This window comes from Flavobacterium sp. GW821-FHT11G01, from assembly GCF_058808175.1.
Genome location: NZ_JBXARK010000010.1, coordinates 106,088 through 122,917, shown reverse-complemented (window position 1 = coordinate 122,917; position 16,830 = coordinate 106,088). Strand labels below are relative to the sequence as shown.

Annotated in this window: 15 protein-coding genes; 5 read left to right on the top strand and 10 right to left on the bottom strand. The window is 33.5% G+C overall.

The window, feature by feature from the left end; genetic code table 11:
• Positions 1-62 precede the first annotated feature (62 nt).
• Entirely contained in the window at positions 63-488 is a 426-nt protein-coding gene (locus AC1RRN_RS17565) for a response regulator (RefSeq protein WP_492968546.1), read from the bottom strand.
• 365 nt (positions 489-853) lie between these two features.
• On the opposite strand from AC1RRN_RS17565, the gene AC1RRN_RS17560 reads away from it, so the two are divergent.
• On the top strand, positions 854-1,063 hold the full coding sequence (locus AC1RRN_RS17560) for a hypothetical protein (protein ID WP_492968545.1): 210 nt from the start codon (positions 854-856) through the stop codon (positions 1,061-1,063).
• A 147-nt stretch (positions 1,064-1,210) separates the two neighbouring features.
• Here AC1RRN_RS17560 and AC1RRN_RS17555 read toward each other — a convergent pair whose 3' ends face one another.
• Positions 1,211-1,708 (bottom strand): hypothetical protein, encoded by a 498-nt coding sequence (locus AC1RRN_RS17555; protein ID WP_492968544.1) that lies wholly within the window; start codon positions 1,706-1,708, stop codon positions 1,211-1,213.
• Positions 1,709-1,947: 239 nt separating this feature from the next.
• Entirely contained in the window at positions 1,948-2,310 is a 363-nt protein-coding gene (locus tag AC1RRN_RS17550) for a hypothetical protein (protein ID WP_492968543.1), read from the bottom strand.
• A gap of 413 nt (positions 2,311-2,723) precedes the next feature.
• Here AC1RRN_RS17550 and AC1RRN_RS17545 point away from each other — a divergent pair, with 413 nt between their 5' ends.
• Positions 2,724-3,272: a type 1 glutamine amidotransferase domain-containing protein gene (locus AC1RRN_RS17545; RefSeq protein WP_492968542.1), complete on the top strand. Its 549-nt coding sequence runs from the start codon at positions 2,724-2,726 to the stop codon at positions 3,270-3,272.
• A 695-nt stretch (positions 3,273-3,967) separates the two neighbouring features.
• On the opposite strand, the gene AC1RRN_RS17540 is transcribed toward AC1RRN_RS17545, so the two are convergent.
• The 6 genes from AC1RRN_RS17540 to AC1RRN_RS17515 form a co-directional block, all read right to left on the bottom strand.
• Positions 3,968-4,945: a hypothetical protein gene (locus tag AC1RRN_RS17540; protein WP_492968541.1), complete on the bottom strand. Its 978-nt coding sequence runs from the start codon at positions 4,943-4,945 to the stop codon at positions 3,968-3,970.
• A gap of 90 nt (positions 4,946-5,035) precedes the next feature.
• The gene (locus AC1RRN_RS17535) at positions 5,036-5,848 is read right to left on the bottom strand and encodes a hypothetical protein (protein ID WP_492968540.1); all 813 of its coding nucleotides are present in this window, start codon (positions 5,846-5,848) and stop codon (positions 5,036-5,038) included.
• A 12-nt stretch (positions 5,849-5,860) separates the two neighbouring features.
• Complete coding sequence (locus tag AC1RRN_RS17530) at positions 5,861-6,382, bottom strand: KwaA family protein (protein WP_492968539.1); 522 nt, start codon at positions 6,380-6,382, stop codon at positions 5,861-5,863.
• Between the two features lie 803 nt (positions 6,383-7,185).
• Positions 7,186-8,274, bottom strand: a complete 1,089-nt coding sequence (locus tag AC1RRN_RS17525; protein ID WP_492968538.1) for an efflux RND transporter periplasmic adaptor subunit — start codon at positions 8,272-8,274, stop codon at positions 7,186-7,188.
• 230 nt (positions 8,275-8,504) lie between these two features.
• On the bottom strand, positions 8,505-11,786 hold the full coding sequence (locus AC1RRN_RS17520) for an efflux RND transporter permease subunit (protein WP_492968537.1): 3,282 nt from the start codon (positions 11,784-11,786) through the stop codon (positions 8,505-8,507).
• Between the two features lie 10 nt (positions 11,787-11,796).
• Entirely contained in the window at positions 11,797-13,182 is a 1,386-nt protein-coding gene (locus tag AC1RRN_RS17515) for a TolC family protein (protein ID WP_492968536.1), read from the bottom strand.
• A gap of 163 nt (positions 13,183-13,345) precedes the next feature.
• On the opposite strand from AC1RRN_RS17515, the gene AC1RRN_RS17510 reads away from it, so the two are divergent.
• Positions 13,346-14,383, top strand: a complete 1,038-nt coding sequence (locus AC1RRN_RS17510) for a sensor histidine kinase (RefSeq protein ID WP_492968535.1) — start codon at positions 13,346-13,348, stop codon at positions 14,381-14,383.
• Entirely contained in the window at positions 14,383-15,081 is a 699-nt protein-coding gene (locus AC1RRN_RS17505) for a LytR/AlgR family response regulator transcription factor (RefSeq protein ID WP_492968534.1), read from the top strand. The genes AC1RRN_RS17510 and AC1RRN_RS17505 overlap by 1 nt, the downstream gene beginning before the upstream one ends.
• A gap of 208 nt (positions 15,082-15,289) precedes the next feature.
• Here the strand turns inward: AC1RRN_RS17505 and AC1RRN_RS17500 are convergent, their stop codons facing one another.
• Entirely contained in the window at positions 15,290-16,018 is a 729-nt protein-coding gene (locus AC1RRN_RS17500; protein ID WP_492968533.1) for a DUF4386 domain-containing protein, read from the bottom strand.
• A gap of 197 nt (positions 16,019-16,215) precedes the next feature.
• Here AC1RRN_RS17500 and AC1RRN_RS17495 point away from each other — a divergent pair, with 197 nt between their 5' ends.
• Positions 16,216-16,689, top strand: a complete 474-nt coding sequence (locus AC1RRN_RS17495; RefSeq protein WP_492968532.1) for a PepSY-like domain-containing protein — start codon at positions 16,216-16,218, stop codon at positions 16,687-16,689.
• The last annotated feature ends 141 nt before the right edge of the window (positions 16,690-16,830 follow it).

Below are 16,830 nucleotides of genomic sequence, written 5' to 3'. Positions count from 1 at the left end.
AAAGACATTAATGCACAAAGTTTTATTATTGTTTTCTAAGATTTTATTTCCTCAGCGTTTATCTACTTAACATAGTTTGGAGAAACACAAGCCTCCCAATAACTTACAATAGTTTTAATTGTTTGTTTGATTTCATTATAACCTGTAGGTTTCACAAAAAATCCCTGAATCGATTTTGAATAAGCATCTACAACATGTCTTTGTTCTGCACTGGTAGAAAAGAACAAATACGGAATCGACTTCAATCGTAAATCTTCGTTTTGATGGATTTTTTCGCGCAGTTCGATGCCGCTTAATTTGGGCATATTGATATCAGAAAAAATGATAAAAGGTTCCACTTCTGTTGACGTTAAATATTCTAAAGCTTTTTCGCCTTCTGCAAAAAATATGATTTCATTTTTATAATCCAGTTCTTTAAAAATATCAGTTAAAATATCCTGATCGTCTAAATCATCTTCAATAATAATGATGGGTCCGCCTTTGTTCATTTTGTGTTTTTTGTGAAGGTAGTTTATTTGTGCTGGTATTCAATTTTTATGATTTTTATTTGTGTTTTCTATTGTAGGATTTAGGAAAAAGTCGTGAGATTTTTATTGCGTTGAGGTTTTTTAAGAACATCTAAAAAAAACGCAAAGTTGGGAGACTTTGCGGAGCGGGTTGAAATAATCTCATCACTGAAAATTATTTCCCAATATTTTAAAATCCTAAAAACAGGAATTTATTTAAAAACATATCGTTTGTTTTAATTATTTTAATGTGTTTTTCTTATATTTATAAAAAGAAATCCTCTTATATATAATTAGATTTATGAAAAAGAAGTATCTAAACAATTGTCAGATAAATTCAAAAAACTATGATCAAGATTAATTATAAAATTCAATTTGGTTTATTTGTTATTTGCTTATTCTTTATTGGTCTTGGTATATTTGAGACTCTGAACGAAGGATTGAAAACGGGTATAGATCTTTTTTGGCAGATTTCTAATTTTGTTCCGTTTGTAATGGGAGCAATTATATTTGGTAATAATTTATATTCAAAACGAGTTGAAAATTTCAAAAATTAAATAATAAACTTAAAAATATAATCCATTTAAAAATCCATTTTTTATAAAAATGGATTTTTTTATTTGTATAGCTATATAATACTTTTCTTAATGAACGAAACGCTCGCGTCAATAGTGAATTTTGAATTTATCTACTATAAACTTTATTTATTCTATACTAATTTTTAGTTCCTCCGTTTTCTTTTTAATTTCTTTAGCAAAGTATTTTTTCAAGTCATTCAAATCCACATAGGTATCATCACTAAGAGCGGGATTAATTCTAAGAACGTTCACCTCTTTTGCACTACTACTTTGCGAAAGAAACAAAAAGCCATCCAATTCCATTTGGTTTCCAAGTACAACACCACCAGTCGATTCTAAAATTTTATCATTTGAAGTAAATATGGGTATAAACTCAACATTTTTATCATCAATATAGGTTTGAAAACTGACATCATTACTTTTGAGATTAGTTCCTTTTTCGTTTAATAACACAACAATCTTATTTTCAAAAATTGTTCTGAATTTCTCTAATTCATTTACTTTTTTTTCTTTATTCACTTTGCTTACTTCTGTTTCTTGGTTATTGGAGTTTGCAGGTTCTTTTTTGTTGTCTGCGCAGGATAGGATAAAGATTGAAGTTAATACTAATAGTGATTTTTTCATTTGATTTTTTTTGGTTTTTATTTTTGGTCTAAAATTTCACTTCTATTGGTATAAGCGTTTCGCTCATACATTCAAAGAAAGCATTTTTTTAGTAAACTTTGGTTAGATTATATTTTTAGAATTTTAATTAGGAGCTATTTCCTGCTGTTCCTTCCAATCTTTTGTGGTGAACCCCACCACAAAAGGATTTTCCCTCCCATCAGGGCTAGGGACTTGGTTTCATAAGAAGGTTTAATTTTTTATCCTTGCCACACGCTTATTTCAGAGACAATTCCATTATCGAACGTTAAAACTAGTGAGCCAGTATTTATTCCCGTATGAGTATAACCCAGATAATATTTAAAAGTACTTTGTGTTGTTAAACTTCCGTCTGGTTCTCCTAACAAAGTAATGATTTCACTTTTAGACATTCCAATTAAGTTATTATTGTTTCGTAAACTATTCATCATATCCCAGCGTAATGACCAATTGTCTTCTAAATCTAAATCAGCAGTTTTCCATTTTTCAGAATCGAACTTTTCGCCAGATATTTTTCCGCTTAGTCCAAAACCACAAATGATTATTACAATTGCAATTAGAGTGATTTGATTTATTTTCTTCATGTTTTTTAATTAGATTGTTGTCATCCTCTAAAGTGTTCTTATTTACGCTCCGCAATCCCGAAAGCTTTCGGGACTGATTTGCGTCATATCCAAACAAATATAATTGAAAAATCGAAACCTCATAAAGTCTCTGAATTTAAAACTAATTTTCATAGTGGTATTTGTCGTTTTCGTAAAATATCATTTTATTTCGTACTCATTTATACAATTATTTTCTTAGCTTTCATCCTATAAAATAGTAAACTAAATTCACATCAATTTTATATAATTTCAATTTAATTTTTAATAATAATTTGAATGTCAATTAATTAACTTTTATTAAAGAAAGGTTTAACATGCTCTGTTTTCGCTGGCTGTCTGAAATAACTAATTTTAGCTAAATCAAATTAATAACGTTTTAAATATTTAAAATTATGAAAAAGAATATAGCCATATTAGCAACAAACGGTTTTGAAGAATCAGAATTATCATCACCTAAAGCCTATCTGGAAGAGCAAGGTTGGAATGCAGATATTATCAGTTTGAAATCTGGAACTATCAAAGCCTGGAAAGACGGTAATTGGAGCAAGGAATATAATGTTGATGTAGTATTAGATCAGGCAAGCGAAGCAGATTACGATGCTTTGGTTCTGCCTGGAGGAGTTATAAACCCTGATTTATTGAGAAGAGAAGAGGCTGCAGTAAATTTTGTGCGTTCCTTTTTTGAAAGTAAAAAACCAGTAGCGGCTATTTGTCATGGTCCTCAAATTCTCGTAGATGCCGATGTTTTAGAAGGTCGAAAAGTAACTTCGTTCTTCTCTATTAAAAACGATCTAAAAAATGCCGGAGCACAATGGGAAGACTCAGAAGTAGTCGTAGACAATGGTTTAGTGACCAGCCGAAACCCGAATGATTTGCCCGCTTTTAATAAAAAAATGGTAGAAGAAATTAAAGAAGGAAAACACGAGCGTCAGACAGTGTAAAAAGATATTTTTATTTATCAAGTTGCAAAAAATGCAAGATCAATTTTGGTCTTGCATTTTTTTTATTTTCAGTTTAATTACTCATAATTAAATATCCATAGAATCATTACTTTTTTGCTTGCGTGCACTAGCGGGACGCTCGCGATAGCAGGGGTTTAATAAACAAATTTTTAGGCTCTGGCATGAAGTGTTTCGGTAGTTAGGTAAAACGTTTAGGTTCGAAGGGAGAGAATTTAGGCTATCAAGTTAAATTTTTAGCTCTCCATGCTAAAGTTTTACCCCAACAGAGCTAAAGTTTTAGGTTCACGACCTAAAAACTTCACGACAGCGGCTAAACACTTCATGAAAGAACCTAAATAAAGGGCTTAAAGCAGGTAATATGAGGTATTTTATGTCATCGTTGAGGTTTTATCCTGCGTAGATGAGGTTGTCTGGCTCAAAATTGCCGTAGGTTTGGGCAAATTTGACCTCAGGAACCCCAAATTTGCGATCTGGAACTTCAAATTTGACGTTCTCAACCTCAAATTTGGGAATCATAAGGTCAAAACTTGATGATAGAACCTCAAGTTTGAGGTTCGCAACGTCATTTCTTTTCAGAATAATTTTGTTTTTTATTTGTTTAGACAATTACTATTCTTTACGTTCACGAGCGAGATGCTCGCGCTAGCGGGAGATTTGATATAGTGAAATAATTATTAGATTTCATTGACTGTTTTTCTAACTTCATCATATCTAAATGTTATATGATGTTTTTTTACATTCAATATTGTATCATTATTTTCATCAATTGATCCATATACAAAAACGTACAATCCTACATTAGTGTCATTTAATTGATTTTTAAAATCTGTAAATGCTTTGTTAAATAGTGTATTGTAGTTGTTTTTTAATCTCGATAAAGCCCTTTTGAATATTGATTTTTTATCAATTTTTATTGAATAATTTGAGTAACTCTGCATTGCGTTTTTAGATTCATCATTATCTTTAAATCCAAGTAGAGTAAAAAAAACGCTTTCGGAATATTTATCAAAAACATCTTGATTTACTTCTGATAATCTTATTCTGCCATAAAATATTCGATTATTTTGCAAACTTGATGGGTCAGTATGATTTTCTATACGTTTGAAAAAATATCTGTATTGGATTTTATTACCATTTATTTCTATTTCAACATCCCTATTGTATGGGAATCCTAAATACCAATCTACTATTCGATCGATGCTTTGAACTCTGTTTTTTTTATCAAATGTAAGGTTCTCACCATCAAATTCATAGACTTTAGTTATCCCTCCAATACCAGTTACTCCTTCATCGTCATTATTTCTTGCTTGAGATATTTTTTTTCCCATTGTTTCGCCATCATCTTCATTAAAATTAAAAACTGAAGGATAACCAATTTTAGTAATTTGTGTTTTATTTAATTTTCCACCTTTTCCTTTTTGGTACAATTCATTTAAGGTTGCGTATTCACATGTTTCGATGTGTTCTTGAGTTCTATATTTTTTAAAATGAGGCTTTCTATGATTTCTTTTTTTTATACAACTTGGTGCCATTCGTACAGAACATTTTTCGTCAATACAAACAAATTCAAGCTCTTTATAGTTTGGATAAAGTTTAAGTAAAGCATCAGCCTTTACAATTTCATCAGTACTAACAATTCTTGCTCTATTCATAATTCAAAATTTAATTGTTTTAATTAAATCTAATATGTAAACTTGATGGTGGTAGTTTGTATGTATTGGAAATTAATATTACTCATCATTTTAAATACTTATAATTGAATTAGCTATCCTTTTCTCTCCTCCTATAGGCGTCGTGTAAAATCTCTGCTCAATCCCCCAAAGAACAAATTTCAAATTATCATCATTGTCTATTTGAAATTTTCCATCTTGATAATTAACTTGCCCATATTGATTTGTATAATCATAAATAGTTTGTTTTTCTTCATCTGATAGGTTGTTTAATGTTTCAGAAACAAGGGCTATGCGTTTTCTGTTTGGAACGGTAACATTTCTAGCTACAAAATCAGCATTCACATTAAGAAAATCACTATCCAAAAATGCTTGTGTCTCACCTTCTGTAGCTTCTTTATAAAGTTGATCCATTCCCTTAAAAATTTTTTGTGCAGCTGTTAATTTTTTAAAATACAGTGTATCATTCTCTTTATTATAAATTGCATCCGCAAAAGGATTAATTGTTATGATTGGTTTATCAGTTTCTAATGATAATTCATCAATTGAAAACCATTTTTTACTAATAAAAAAGCTGGAATTTATAATTTGAAAAAAAAATAAATCATCTTGTACCGTACAAATGAAAGATAATTTCTTTAAATCAGCTTTCGTTATTTGATTATGATTGACTGTATCTATTTCATTTGTTAGAAAATCTAAAATAAATTCTGTAGTTGAGAAATTTGTAAGTTGATATAATTCTTCATTTCCAATAAGAGTCGATGGACTATATTCTACACCATTTAAAACGAGTAGGTCTGTATTGTAAACCTTATTTTCTGTTTCGATTACTCTAAACATATTTTGTTTTCTTTTGACCTTACCGAAAATATAATTTGCCATATTAAAAGTTAATTAGAGTTCTATAAAAGTATAATTGTTGATTCTTCTTAATTTTTCAAAACCATTTTCACCTGGTGTTTTCAATTGTTTTCTAGTTATTAAAAATATTTTTATGTTTCTAGATGTTTTAATAAAGTAGAAGTGATAACCAAAAAGCAAAAAAATGGGGTTGAAATAAAGAGTTTGTGATAGAAATGTGAAAACGTATATAATAGTAAAGACTACGATTAAGGTAGGAATATCTGCTATTCCAAGTGATACAAAAAAATATCCTAAATATGTTGGTAGAAAATTATTATTAGCTAATTCAATTTCTATAACTGAGTCTTGATGTAATGTATCCTTTGGTAAATTCATTGCAATTAGAAAACTTAAAGCACTTAAAACAATTGGAATAAGTAAGAAAAGTAACCAAGAGTAGTAGGGTGAGTATTCATGTAAAAAAATGAAATTATATTTTTCTTTAACTAAAAAAACAACAACTATTAACCAAGTTGAATTGAATGCTAAAAATAATTGATATAAAAATTTCATAATTTTTCTAGTTTACTATTATATGCTGAATTTTTTAAATACTAAACAAATATCAATACTTTGATATTATGTTTTTTACGGAAAACCATATTGCATTAAATTTATCCGAAACAAGTTTAGCAATAAATAATACAAAAAGAGCAAGTACTTATACCTGATTCTTCTTTATGAAAACTAAACCCCTAGCCCCGATGGGAGGGAAAATCCTTTTGTGTCTCGTTTCTTTAACGAGACACAAAAGATTGGAAGGAACAGCGGGAAATAGCTTCTAATTAAAATTCAAAACTCAAAATCTAAATTCCAATCTTTGTCGAGTTACTTGCGGGGATTTCTCCTTCGTCGAAATGACAAACTGTACGGTTAGATAATGCTTGTTGAATTTTTTGCGATCAGTTTCGAAGGAACGAAAGATATTGTAGGATGGATTTAATCCATTCTACGTATAGTAATTTGCCAATCTTTGTCGAGCTTCTAGTGTGATTTCTCCTTCGTCGAAATGACAAAAATGAGAATACTTTGTACACTTAATTCACAAGCCTGAGAGAAAAAAACTTTGCGACTCTGCGTCTTTGCGAGATTAATTCACAAGCCTAAAACAAAAAACTTCGCGAATCTCCGTGCAATCTTAGCGAATCTCTGCGAAACCTCCCAAGCCTCCCAAAAACAAAAAAAGGGCGGTACCGATAGCACCGCCCTCTTAGGCAAATTTTAATTTACATTCTAAAACCAAATCAAATTTTAGAATGCCGCATTCAAGATGCGTACAGTTTTTGGTAATCACTAAACAGAAAGCAAAACGCAGGTTATTCGTTTATGATATCGCCTTCCTTAGTTTCTTCGCTGGCAATTTTTACCAGTTTGTCTTTGCGATTTAAGTCGCCAAATATTTCAATTTTATCGTCGATTTCTCTTCCTCTTTTTACATTGACTCTTGTGGCTTTATGATCGATTACTTTAATGACAAAAGTACCTTCAGCCGCATTCACCAAAGCCGATTTCGGGATTACAAAAGTGCTGTCTTTTGCGTTAAGCGGTAACAAAACTTCGGCTACCATTCCGGGTAATAAATCTTTTTTAGTATTGTGAACATCCATTTCTACACGTTCCGAACGTAGTTTTAAATCTAAAGCACCAGACATTCTCGTGATGGTTGCTTTAAAAGTTTCCGGTAATGATTTTACATTAAAACTCATTTCGTCGCCGGTGTGTAAATATCCGGTGTACAATTCCGGAACAGAAACCGCCAAACGCAATTTATCTTGTTGCTGAATCGTCAATAAAGGCAAATCTGAACCTTTTCCTGCCGGACCAACAAATGTTCCTAAATTCACGTTTCTTGCTGCCACAACACCATCAAACGGAGCACGAATTTCAAGATAACCTCTCATAATCGAAACTTCTTTGTGTCCTGCAACGGCAGCCTGATATTGTGCGTAATCAGAGTTTTTCTTTCCGCTGGCCATTTCTAAATCATTTTTAGAAATCGTTCCTTCAACCTTGCTCGTTTCATACAAACGGTTGTAAGTACTTTTACTGGTCGCGTAAATGGCTTCCATCGATTTTAATCTTGATTCGGCTGCAGCCAGTTGCGAGCTGATTTCAGGTGCTTCTAAAACAATCAAAAGTTGTCCTTTTTTTACTTTTGAACCAATATCAACTTTTAAGACTTTTACGAAACTGCTCACTTTAGCATACAAATCGACTTGTTGAAAACCGGTTAATTCGGCAGGCAAACGCAATTCGGTTGTTAGTTTTTCTTTCTCTAACAGAAACGTTTCTGTTTTAGGTTCTAATTCTGCAACAGGAGCTTCTTCTTTTTTGGAATTACAGCTGTTCAGGAAAAATAGTGCTGTAAAAAACAGCGCGCTATATTTTATAATTTTAGTGTTCATTTTTTGGTTTTATATGATAAATATGTTTTAAACCGTTGAGTGTAATTTTTTTAACACATAGATACATAGTTGTTTAAGCTTTAAAAAAGGCGTTTCACTAATTTAAATGCACATAGTTTAGCTATGTGTGGAAACTTGTTTCTTCTTCTCTCTTTTTTGACATACAATTCTATGTTTCTATGTGTTTATTTTTTAGTTACACTACGATTGGACTTTCAACTTTATGACTTTTAAACTTTCGACTTATTTAATGATGAGATATAATGGATGCTTTCTTCGTCTTCAGGATCTAAAGAAACCGATTGTGTCGTTGTATGTTCTTGCGCCCACGCAAAGATAAGCGGCAGGATTAGCAATACGGCAAAGGTCGAGAATAATAATCCGCCAATAACCGCTCTTCCTAACGGAGAAACCTGATCGCCACCTTCGCCATGACCAATTGCCATTGGCAACATTCCGGCAATCATCGCTACCGAAGTCATGATAATCGGACGAAGACGCAGCGCTGCAGCTTCACGAGCCGACTCTAAGGCGTTTCCGTTTATTTTACGCAATTGCTCGGCATTGGTAACCAATAAAACGGCATTCGCGATCGAAACTCCAACCGACATGATGATTCCCATATACGATTGTAAATTTAAGGTTGAACCGGTAATCGTCAGCATTAATAACGCTCCTAAAACCACCGCCGGAACGGTTGTTAAAATTACCAGCGAAACTTTGAATGACTGGAAATTAGCGGCTAACATTAAGAAGATTACAAAAATGGCAACCAATAATCCTACTTGTAAACTACTTAATGTTTCCTCCAATACTTTACTTAAACCGATTGGGTTGATGAATAAACCGCGTGGTAATTCGCCCAATGAATTTATTGTTGCAGCTACATCTTTAGTGGCCGTCCCCAAATCGGTCTGGTTGATGTTTGCTGTAACGGTAATGTATGGCATAGCCCCTAAATTGTCATTTTCACCGCTTACAAAGCCGGGTGTAATTTTAGCCACGTCACTTAAAACCGGACGAAGCGAGTTTTTCAATACCGGAATTTCTCCAATATCGGTTTTGCTTTTCATTTGGTTTAACGGAACCTGAACCTGAACGTTGTACGACAATCCGGCTCTTTCGTCAATCCATGTATTTTTCTCCGTGTATCTTGATGATGAGGTTGATGCTACAAGCGATCTCGAAATATCATTCATATCAACGCCTAATTCGGCAGCACGTGTTCTGTCAATGTCAATATTCATAGCTGGATAATGAATGGGCTGACCAATTTGTACGTCTCTGAAATACGCTATTTTTTGTAGTTTTTCTACAATTTTATTGGCGTATAACTCATTTCGTTTTTTGTCTTTTCCTGCAATACGAACTTCAATTGGAGTAGGAGAACCCTGGCTCAATACTTTATCGGTCAATTCGATTGGCTCAAAAGAAAGTTTTACATCGGGTAATACTTTTTTAATTCGGGCTCTGAAATCGTCTTTAAAGTCGTCCATATCGGTGTGATATTCTTTCAAACTCACCTGAAATACGGCTTCATGCGAACCTGCCATGAACAAATAAATCGGGTTGATAGAGAATAACGAAGGGTGTTGTCCAACATAAACAGAAGATATTCCGATATGTTCTTTTCCTACCATTTTTTGCAATTCTTTCAATACAATAACGGCTTTTTCTTCGGTACGTTCTAAACGGGTTCCGTCGGGAGCACGCATTCTCAGCTGAAACTGACTTGAATTTACTTTCGGGAAAACATCTTTTCCAATAAATGTAATAAACGTAACAGCAAGAAGGGTAGCGCAAACAAGATACACCAAAGCAGCGGTTTTTTTGAATGGAAACAATCGATCTAATGTTCGCATAAAACGGATCCTGAAGCGCTCAAAAGCTCCAATTTTTCCGTTTCCATCAGTGTCATGTCTTTCAACGTAACCTTTTTTCTGTGTGATTAATTGTTTCTCCGATTCTGGTGTTAATCCGCAGGCGTTAAATTCTGCTTCGTCGTCTGTGATTGTTGGTTCATGTTCTATTTTTGCATGTCCTTTCATTAACCAGTTTGCCATTACAGGAACAAATGTCTGCGAAAGCAAAAATGAAATTACCATCGAGAATCCAATTGCTAAAGCCAAAGGCAAGAATAACGCTCCCGGAATTCCGACCATCGTAAATGCCGGAGCAAATACAGCCAGGATACAAAGTAAGATCAATAATTTAGGCAACGCAATTTCCTGACAGGCATCCCAAATGGCGAGCGCCTTGGGTTTTCCCATGTCGAGATGCTGGTGAATATTTTCAATCGTTACGGTACTTTCATCTACCAAAATTCCAATTGCCAACGCCAGTCCGCTTAAAGACATTAAGTTGATGGTTTGTCCGAATAATTTCAGGAATAAAACTCCGGAAATAATCGAAATTGGAATCGTTAAGATTACGATCAAAGCCGCACGTCTGTCTCCAAGGAAAAGTAAAACCATTAATCCGGTTAAAACCGCACCAATAATTCCCTCTGTAATTAAACTTTTAACCGAATTGATTACATAAACCGACTGGTCAAATTCGTATGATAATTTTACATCTTCCGGAAGTGTACTCTGAATTTTAGGCAATTCTGCTTTCAATTTCTGAACCACATCCCAGGTCGAAGCATCTCCGGCTTTTGCAATACTAATGTAAACCGAACGTTTTCCGTTTACCAAAGCATAACCCTGCGTAATATCGGCACCGTCTTTTACAGTCGCTACATCGCCTAATTTTAAGTTTTGAACACTTCCTTTAAACAACGGAATGTTTTCAAAATCTTTAACTTCTTTAATCGTATTATTTGTTGGCGTAATATAATTGGTATTACCCATTCTCACGTTTCCGGAAGGAGCCGTCTGATTGTTGATACGAATCGCTTCAACAATTTGATCTGGTGTCATATTATGTGAACGCAATAAATCAGGATCTACGTTAACCTCGATTGTTCTTGGGCTTCCGCCGAAAGGTGCCGGAGAAAGTAATCCCGGAATCGAAGTAAAGGAAGCACGAACATAAACGTTGGCTAAATCCTGTAATTCATTATTGGATCTTATTTTACTACTCAAAACCAATTGCCCGATTGGCAAAGAAGAAGCATCAAAACGAATGATAAACGGAGGCTGTGTTCCCGGAGGAAAAGCCGCCTGAATTCTGTTCGAAAGTGAACTTAACTCGGCAGCAGCCTGCGCCATATTTGTGTTTTCATAATAGGTTAATTTCATGATCATTAACCCCTGAATATTTTTGGTTTCAACCGATTTTACACCATTGGCAAAGGGTAAAATGTTGACATAAGTCTTAGCAAAATAAGCCTCCATCTGGTCTGGCGTATAACCTCCAAATGGGTGCGCGATATAAATTACCGGCAAATTCATTTTTGGTAAAATATCTACCTTAATGTCCTTGATGGCACCAATTCCGAAGAAAAATAAACCAGCTACCATTACTAATATGGAGATGGGTTTGCGGAGTGCAAAACGTATTAAATTCATTAGGCTTTAATTAAAATTCATTTATAAATAAGTCGAAATTGCCACTTGCGGCTACTTTTAGCAAATACGATTGCCATACATTGTTATTGACGATATCACGGTCAATTTCGGCGCGGTTTAACGTAAACATGGTTTGTGTTAAATCGGTTAAATCGGTTAATCCGTTTTTGTATAAAGTCGATTTTTGCAAATAGGCTTTTTGAGCTGCGTTCACCTGAATTGGTGCTTCTGCAAAATTCTCCAGCGTAATTTTTATTTTATCTTCGGCAAAACTCATTTGTGATTTTAATTCTCTGTCCGCCTGATTGTATTCTTCTTTCAAAGCCTGAGAAACAAATTTCTGAGCGCTTACTTGTCTGCTCATTCTGAATGGAGTGGTCAAATTCCAGCTAATTCCAATTCCGACTAAATAATTAGAACGATCCGGATTTACGCCATCCCAATAATTTCTGGTAAAAGCCGTCTGATCCTGAACATAATTAGTGTCAAAACCAGAGGCACGGGTTTGGACAACACCAAATGCACTCATGGTTGGGTAATAAAAACGCTTGTATAATTTTGTTTGCTGATCGCTGTAATCAATTCTTGTTTTATAATATTGAAGTAACGGGTGTAAACTATCAGTTGTTTTTTCGGCAACTAAAATGGCTTTCGGAATCTGATTCACAAACAAAGTATCTGTTTTGAAATCCTGAGGCGCAACGCCCATCAAATCAACTAATTTATTATTTTGTTCCTTAACGAAATTACGAGCCAGATTCAAAGCAATTTTAGCTTTTGAAACTTCGGCTGTAGCCAATGTAGAATCGACTCCTGCTAATAATCCGTTTTTAACACGGGCAACAGCGGTCTTTTTGAAAACTTCTGCGCGGCTTAAATTCTTTTGTTGAGAAATCAGTAATCTTTGGCTTGCCAGTAAATTCAAATAAGCAGCAGAAATCTTGATTTGCTGTTGAAACATTTCCTGTTGCAAATCGCGTTCTTTGGCCTGAACATCAACTTTAGCCAAATTGATTTTTTCCTTTGCTTTTCCGAAAGTGAAAAAATCCCAGTTCATATTGACTAAATAAAGGGCACCAAAAGCGGAGTTCCAGTTTTGGTTTGGTAAAGCGGGACCTGAAGAAGCGGCGGCCAAACCATTTAATCCGTAAAGAGCACCATTTTGCCCGTTGATGGTTCCGTAATCTTGTTGAGCTGATAAGTTCAGATTCGGTAAGTAATCGCGTTTGGATTGTTTTAGCGTCTCACGCGAGGCATTGGTGTAATTGCTTTTTGCCCGGATAGAACCGTAGTTTTCAAGACCTGTTTTTATCGCTTCTTTTAAAGACAAGGTTTGTGAATAACCAATTGAGGCAAAAATCAAGAAAAATAATAAAGTAATTTTTTTGAAATACATAAAACTCAAAGTGTGAAATTATCTCCCAAAATTATTCCTCTTATGCCGATATAAGCCTTCTTAAATGATGTAATGCGATTAAAAATGACCAATTGAATTTGTCATTTATTGGGAATAATAATTAAATATTTGTGCTTAATTTGTAAACTATTTAAATATTAAAATGAATAAAAAGTTTGATAACATATTGGATAACAAATGGTGGCAGGAGATTGCCGTCGTCGGATTTTCCTTTACCATATATACACTGAAAAATGACTGGATGCTCTTTAGTTCTGTAGCTTCTATCTTAATGGGCATATTTTTCTACTTCATATTATACATGCACGCCCAGTTCAATCGCTTTTTCCTTCTTCCTATATTATTCAAAACGCAACGCCCTTTAACTTATATTTTTCTAACACTTTTTGGAGTGTTCGTTTTTTCGGTCATTTTGTACGAGATTACAACGCTCGATATGTTCAGCAATTTTCGTCTGTATCAAAACTCGCATCAAAGAAGCTATATCTATCAATTGGCGAGTGTTTTAGGAACTTTGGTTTGTATTTTGAGTCCGATTATTGTTTTTAAATTTTACAGAATTCACAGAAAACAAACGGATGAAACTTTGTTGTTTAACCAAATGCAATTGAATTCCTTAAAAGGACAATTGAATCCACATTTTTTATTCAATACTTTCAATACGCTTTACGGAATCAGTTTAGAATTTCCGGAAAGAACGCCGGATTTGATTATGAAAGTTTCGCAATTAATGCGTTATCAGCTGGAAAGTAACAACAAACAATGCGTATCTTTAGAAGACGAACTGGAATTTATAAACAGTTATGTACAACTTGAAAAAGAAAGAGTAGGATATCGTTGTGACATAACCTACGATTGTAAAATTGACAATGAAAATGCCTATAAAGTATCACCAATGTTGTTGATTGCTTTTATAGAAAATGCTTTTAAACACGGAACCTGCGCGATTGAAAAATGTTTTGTGAGAATCATTGTTACGGTCGAAAACGGATTGCTGCATTTGCATGTTGTGAATTCAATTCCGAATAAAAAAGCGGATGTTGTTTCGACTAAAATCGGCTTAAAAAACACCATTGAACGTTTGAATTTAATTTATGGGAAAGATTATAAATTAGATATTCAGGATGATAAAAATACCTATATCGTTGATTTGAAATTGCAACTCAAAAAGTTTCTGTAATGAAAGAACCAAAAAAATGTATAATTGTGGATGATGAGCCGGCAGCGCATTATGTGCTGGCGAATTACATCAAACAAAACCCGCAATTAGAATTGGTTTTCCAAGGATATAATGGCATTGAAGCGATGGATTATTTACGCGAAAATCACGTCGATTTGATGTTTTTGGATATCAATATGCCGGAGATTTCAGGAATGGAATTGCTAAAGATTATTCCAACACATCCCAAAACAATCCTGACGACAGCTTATTCTGAATTTGCCTTGGAAAGTTACGATTACGGTGTAATTGATTATTTGCTGAAACCCATTTATTTTCCGAGATTTTTGAAAGCAGTTGACCGTTTTTTTTCGACAGAAAATGCAAAAGCCAAAGAAGAGGAAGCAACCGTAAATTCGATCAGCGTAAAAGTAGATGGTTATTTTATGGATATTGAACTGGACCAGCTTTTGTTTGCACAGAGTTTTGGAAATTATGTGAAACTGCACACGATAAAAAGAACGTATCTGGCCTCAATAACCACAAGTGAATTAGAAAAATGCCTTCCTGAAAAGAGTTTTATGCGCATTCACAAATCGTATATCGTGGCTTTGGATAAAATTGATATTACCGAAAAAGATTTCGTGATTATAAAAAATGAAAAACTCCCAATTGGAATTACTTATAAAAGAGAACTCTCTGACCGACTTAAAAAGTAGTGAAATGTTAGATGTAAGAAGCAAGATTTCAGATGCAAGATTGATGGTGTAAAATTTAAGATTTAAAAAGAAATTAAATTAGACTTGCACAATTCACAACTCACAATTCATAATTCACAATTCAAAAATACTGCTTACTAATTCAGTTATTTAAGAAAAAGCCTGTAGAAGATTAATTCTTCGCAGGCTTTTTTGATTTGTATATTTTTTACACCGAATATTTTAGCATTTTTTGTTTCCAAAAAGTCAGGTTTACTCCCTTAAAAATAAACCAAAGACTCAGCGATAATTCTGCAATAAAACAAGGTAATAACAAGGCAAGATTAGAAAATTCTGGTGCAAGAATTAAGGCAAAACTGTTTGTTACATAACACAAGCCTGCAATAGCCATCATAACTCCCAAAGCTTTTGGTAAATAACCCGATTTGAAAATCAAATAACCTTCGATAAGGCAAACAAATGCAAAAAAGATCAATCCGATGGCAAATCCAAAATCGTGTAATTTAATAGACAGATAAGCTAAAGTATTCAGTTGATCGTGGCTAAAAGATTTTAAATATTCAGAATCGCCCAGAAAAAATAAAGCAGCCAGAAGATTTAGTTTATTGAGTGCCAGTACCGCAGTTTGAATTAAATTGAAAGATAAATTAAGCAACGCCAATTTTTTATTTACGGGTCTCAAGAGATAGTATAAAAGTACCATAATAGGCAAATCGAAAATGTGCATGATGAGATCGCCGGCAATGCCCATTCGCCACAGCAATTCAGAATGTATGATATTATTGGCAGTTGTCGTTGGGTCTCCATAAATCAATAATTTATTTCGAACTAAAAGTTGCCCGAATATGCCGGCAATTATGATACTGAGGTAGAGTATTCCACCTATCCGGATATAAAGCTGGGGCGAATCTTCAAATTTTTTAAGATTAAATTTCATAGTGGTTGGTAGTTTTACAGTAAGACGTATTAGATCTCAGTTTGTTACTTATTTTTTAACATTTTTTTAAAAGTGTATTTATACTTTTTAAAAATAAGCTCCTGTGCGAAAAATATCTTTACAATCTATTTTTTCTTACAAAAAAAGTAGTAATTTTAATACGCTGATTTGAGTGATAAATTTTAAAAATTGAAATCATGAAAAACGTGTTTGTAGCTGTTTTCTTTTTATGTAGTGGTTTTTTGATCGCACAGGAAGGCGTTAATATGAAGGAGAAAATTACACCACCTGAGAAAGTTTTGTTTACTTTTCAGAAGGAGTATCCAAATAAAATACCTGTTTGGGCTGTGGAATATGTTGGTGATGACAATGATGAAATTCGCTATGAAGCCAAATTCAAAACCGATACAAATGCTGAAGCACTTGCAGTTTATGATAATTTGGGCGTTTTAAAAGCCTATGAATTACAGATTCCGTTAAGTCAATTGCCACCGAGAGCACAGGCTTACCTAAAGAAAAATTATGCACCAAATGCCATTCGTGAAGTTGCCGTTGTGGTAGATTATAAAAGTAAAACAACGTACGAAGTTGGGGTACAAAAAAATTCCAGATTTTATGATGTTGTTTTTGATCAGAATGGAGGATTTGATGTTATCATCGAGAAAAATTAAAATACGCTTGCTTACTAATTCAAATATAATGAAACGACAAACCCGATAGACTTAAATCTATCGGGTTTTGTTTTTAAAGCGATAAAATAAATTGTGAATTGTGAATTGTGAAAAATGAAATGACAATTCGCAATTAACAAT

Bases quoted from the DNA above. Each gene is read 5' to 3' on its own strand.
- AC1RRN_RS17565 (WP_492968546.1), bottom strand. From the start codon at position 488: ATGAACAAAGGCGGACCCATCATTATTATTGAAGATGATTTAGACGAT.
- AC1RRN_RS17560 (WP_492968545.1), top strand. From the start codon at position 854: ATGATCAAGATTAATTATAAAATTCAATTTGGTTTATTTGTTATTTGC.
- AC1RRN_RS17555 (WP_492968544.1), bottom strand. From the start codon at position 1,708: ATGAAAAAATCACTATTAGTATTAACTTCAATCTTTATCCTATCCTGC.
- AC1RRN_RS17550 (WP_492968543.1), bottom strand. From the start codon at position 2,310: ATGAAGAAAATAAATCAAATCACTCTAATTGCAATTGTAATAATCATT.
- AC1RRN_RS17545 (WP_492968542.1), top strand. From the start codon at position 2,724: ATGAAAAAGAATATAGCCATATTAGCAACAAACGGTTTTGAAGAATCA.
- AC1RRN_RS17540 (WP_492968541.1), bottom strand. From the start codon at position 4,945: ATGAATAGAGCAAGAATTGTTAGTACTGATGAAATTGTAAAGGCTGAT.
- AC1RRN_RS17535 (WP_492968540.1), bottom strand. From the start codon at position 5,848: ATGGCAAATTATATTTTCGGTAAGGTCAAAAGAAAACAAAATATGTTT.
- AC1RRN_RS17530 (WP_492968539.1), bottom strand. From the start codon at position 6,382: ATGAAATTTTTATATCAATTATTTTTAGCATTCAATTCAACTTGGTTA.
- AC1RRN_RS17525 (WP_492968538.1), bottom strand. From the start codon at position 8,274: ATGAACACTAAAATTATAAAATATAGCGCGCTGTTTTTTACAGCACTA.
- AC1RRN_RS17520 (WP_492968537.1), bottom strand. From the start codon at position 11,786: ATGAATTTAATACGTTTTGCACTCCGCAAACCCATCTCCATATTAGTA.
- AC1RRN_RS17515 (WP_492968536.1), bottom strand. From the start codon at position 13,182: ATGTATTTCAAAAAAATTACTTTATTATTTTTCTTGATTTTTGCCTCA.
- AC1RRN_RS17510 (WP_492968535.1), top strand. From the start codon at position 13,346: ATGAATAAAAAGTTTGATAACATATTGGATAACAAATGGTGGCAGGAG.
- AC1RRN_RS17505 (WP_492968534.1), top strand. From the start codon at position 14,383: ATGAAAGAACCAAAAAAATGTATAATTGTGGATGATGAGCCGGCAGCG.
- AC1RRN_RS17500 (WP_492968533.1), bottom strand. From the start codon at position 16,018: ATGAAATTTAATCTTAAAAAATTTGAAGATTCGCCCCAGCTTTATATC.
- AC1RRN_RS17495 (WP_492968532.1), top strand. From the start codon at position 16,216: ATGAAAAACGTGTTTGTAGCTGTTTTCTTTTTATGTAGTGGTTTTTTG.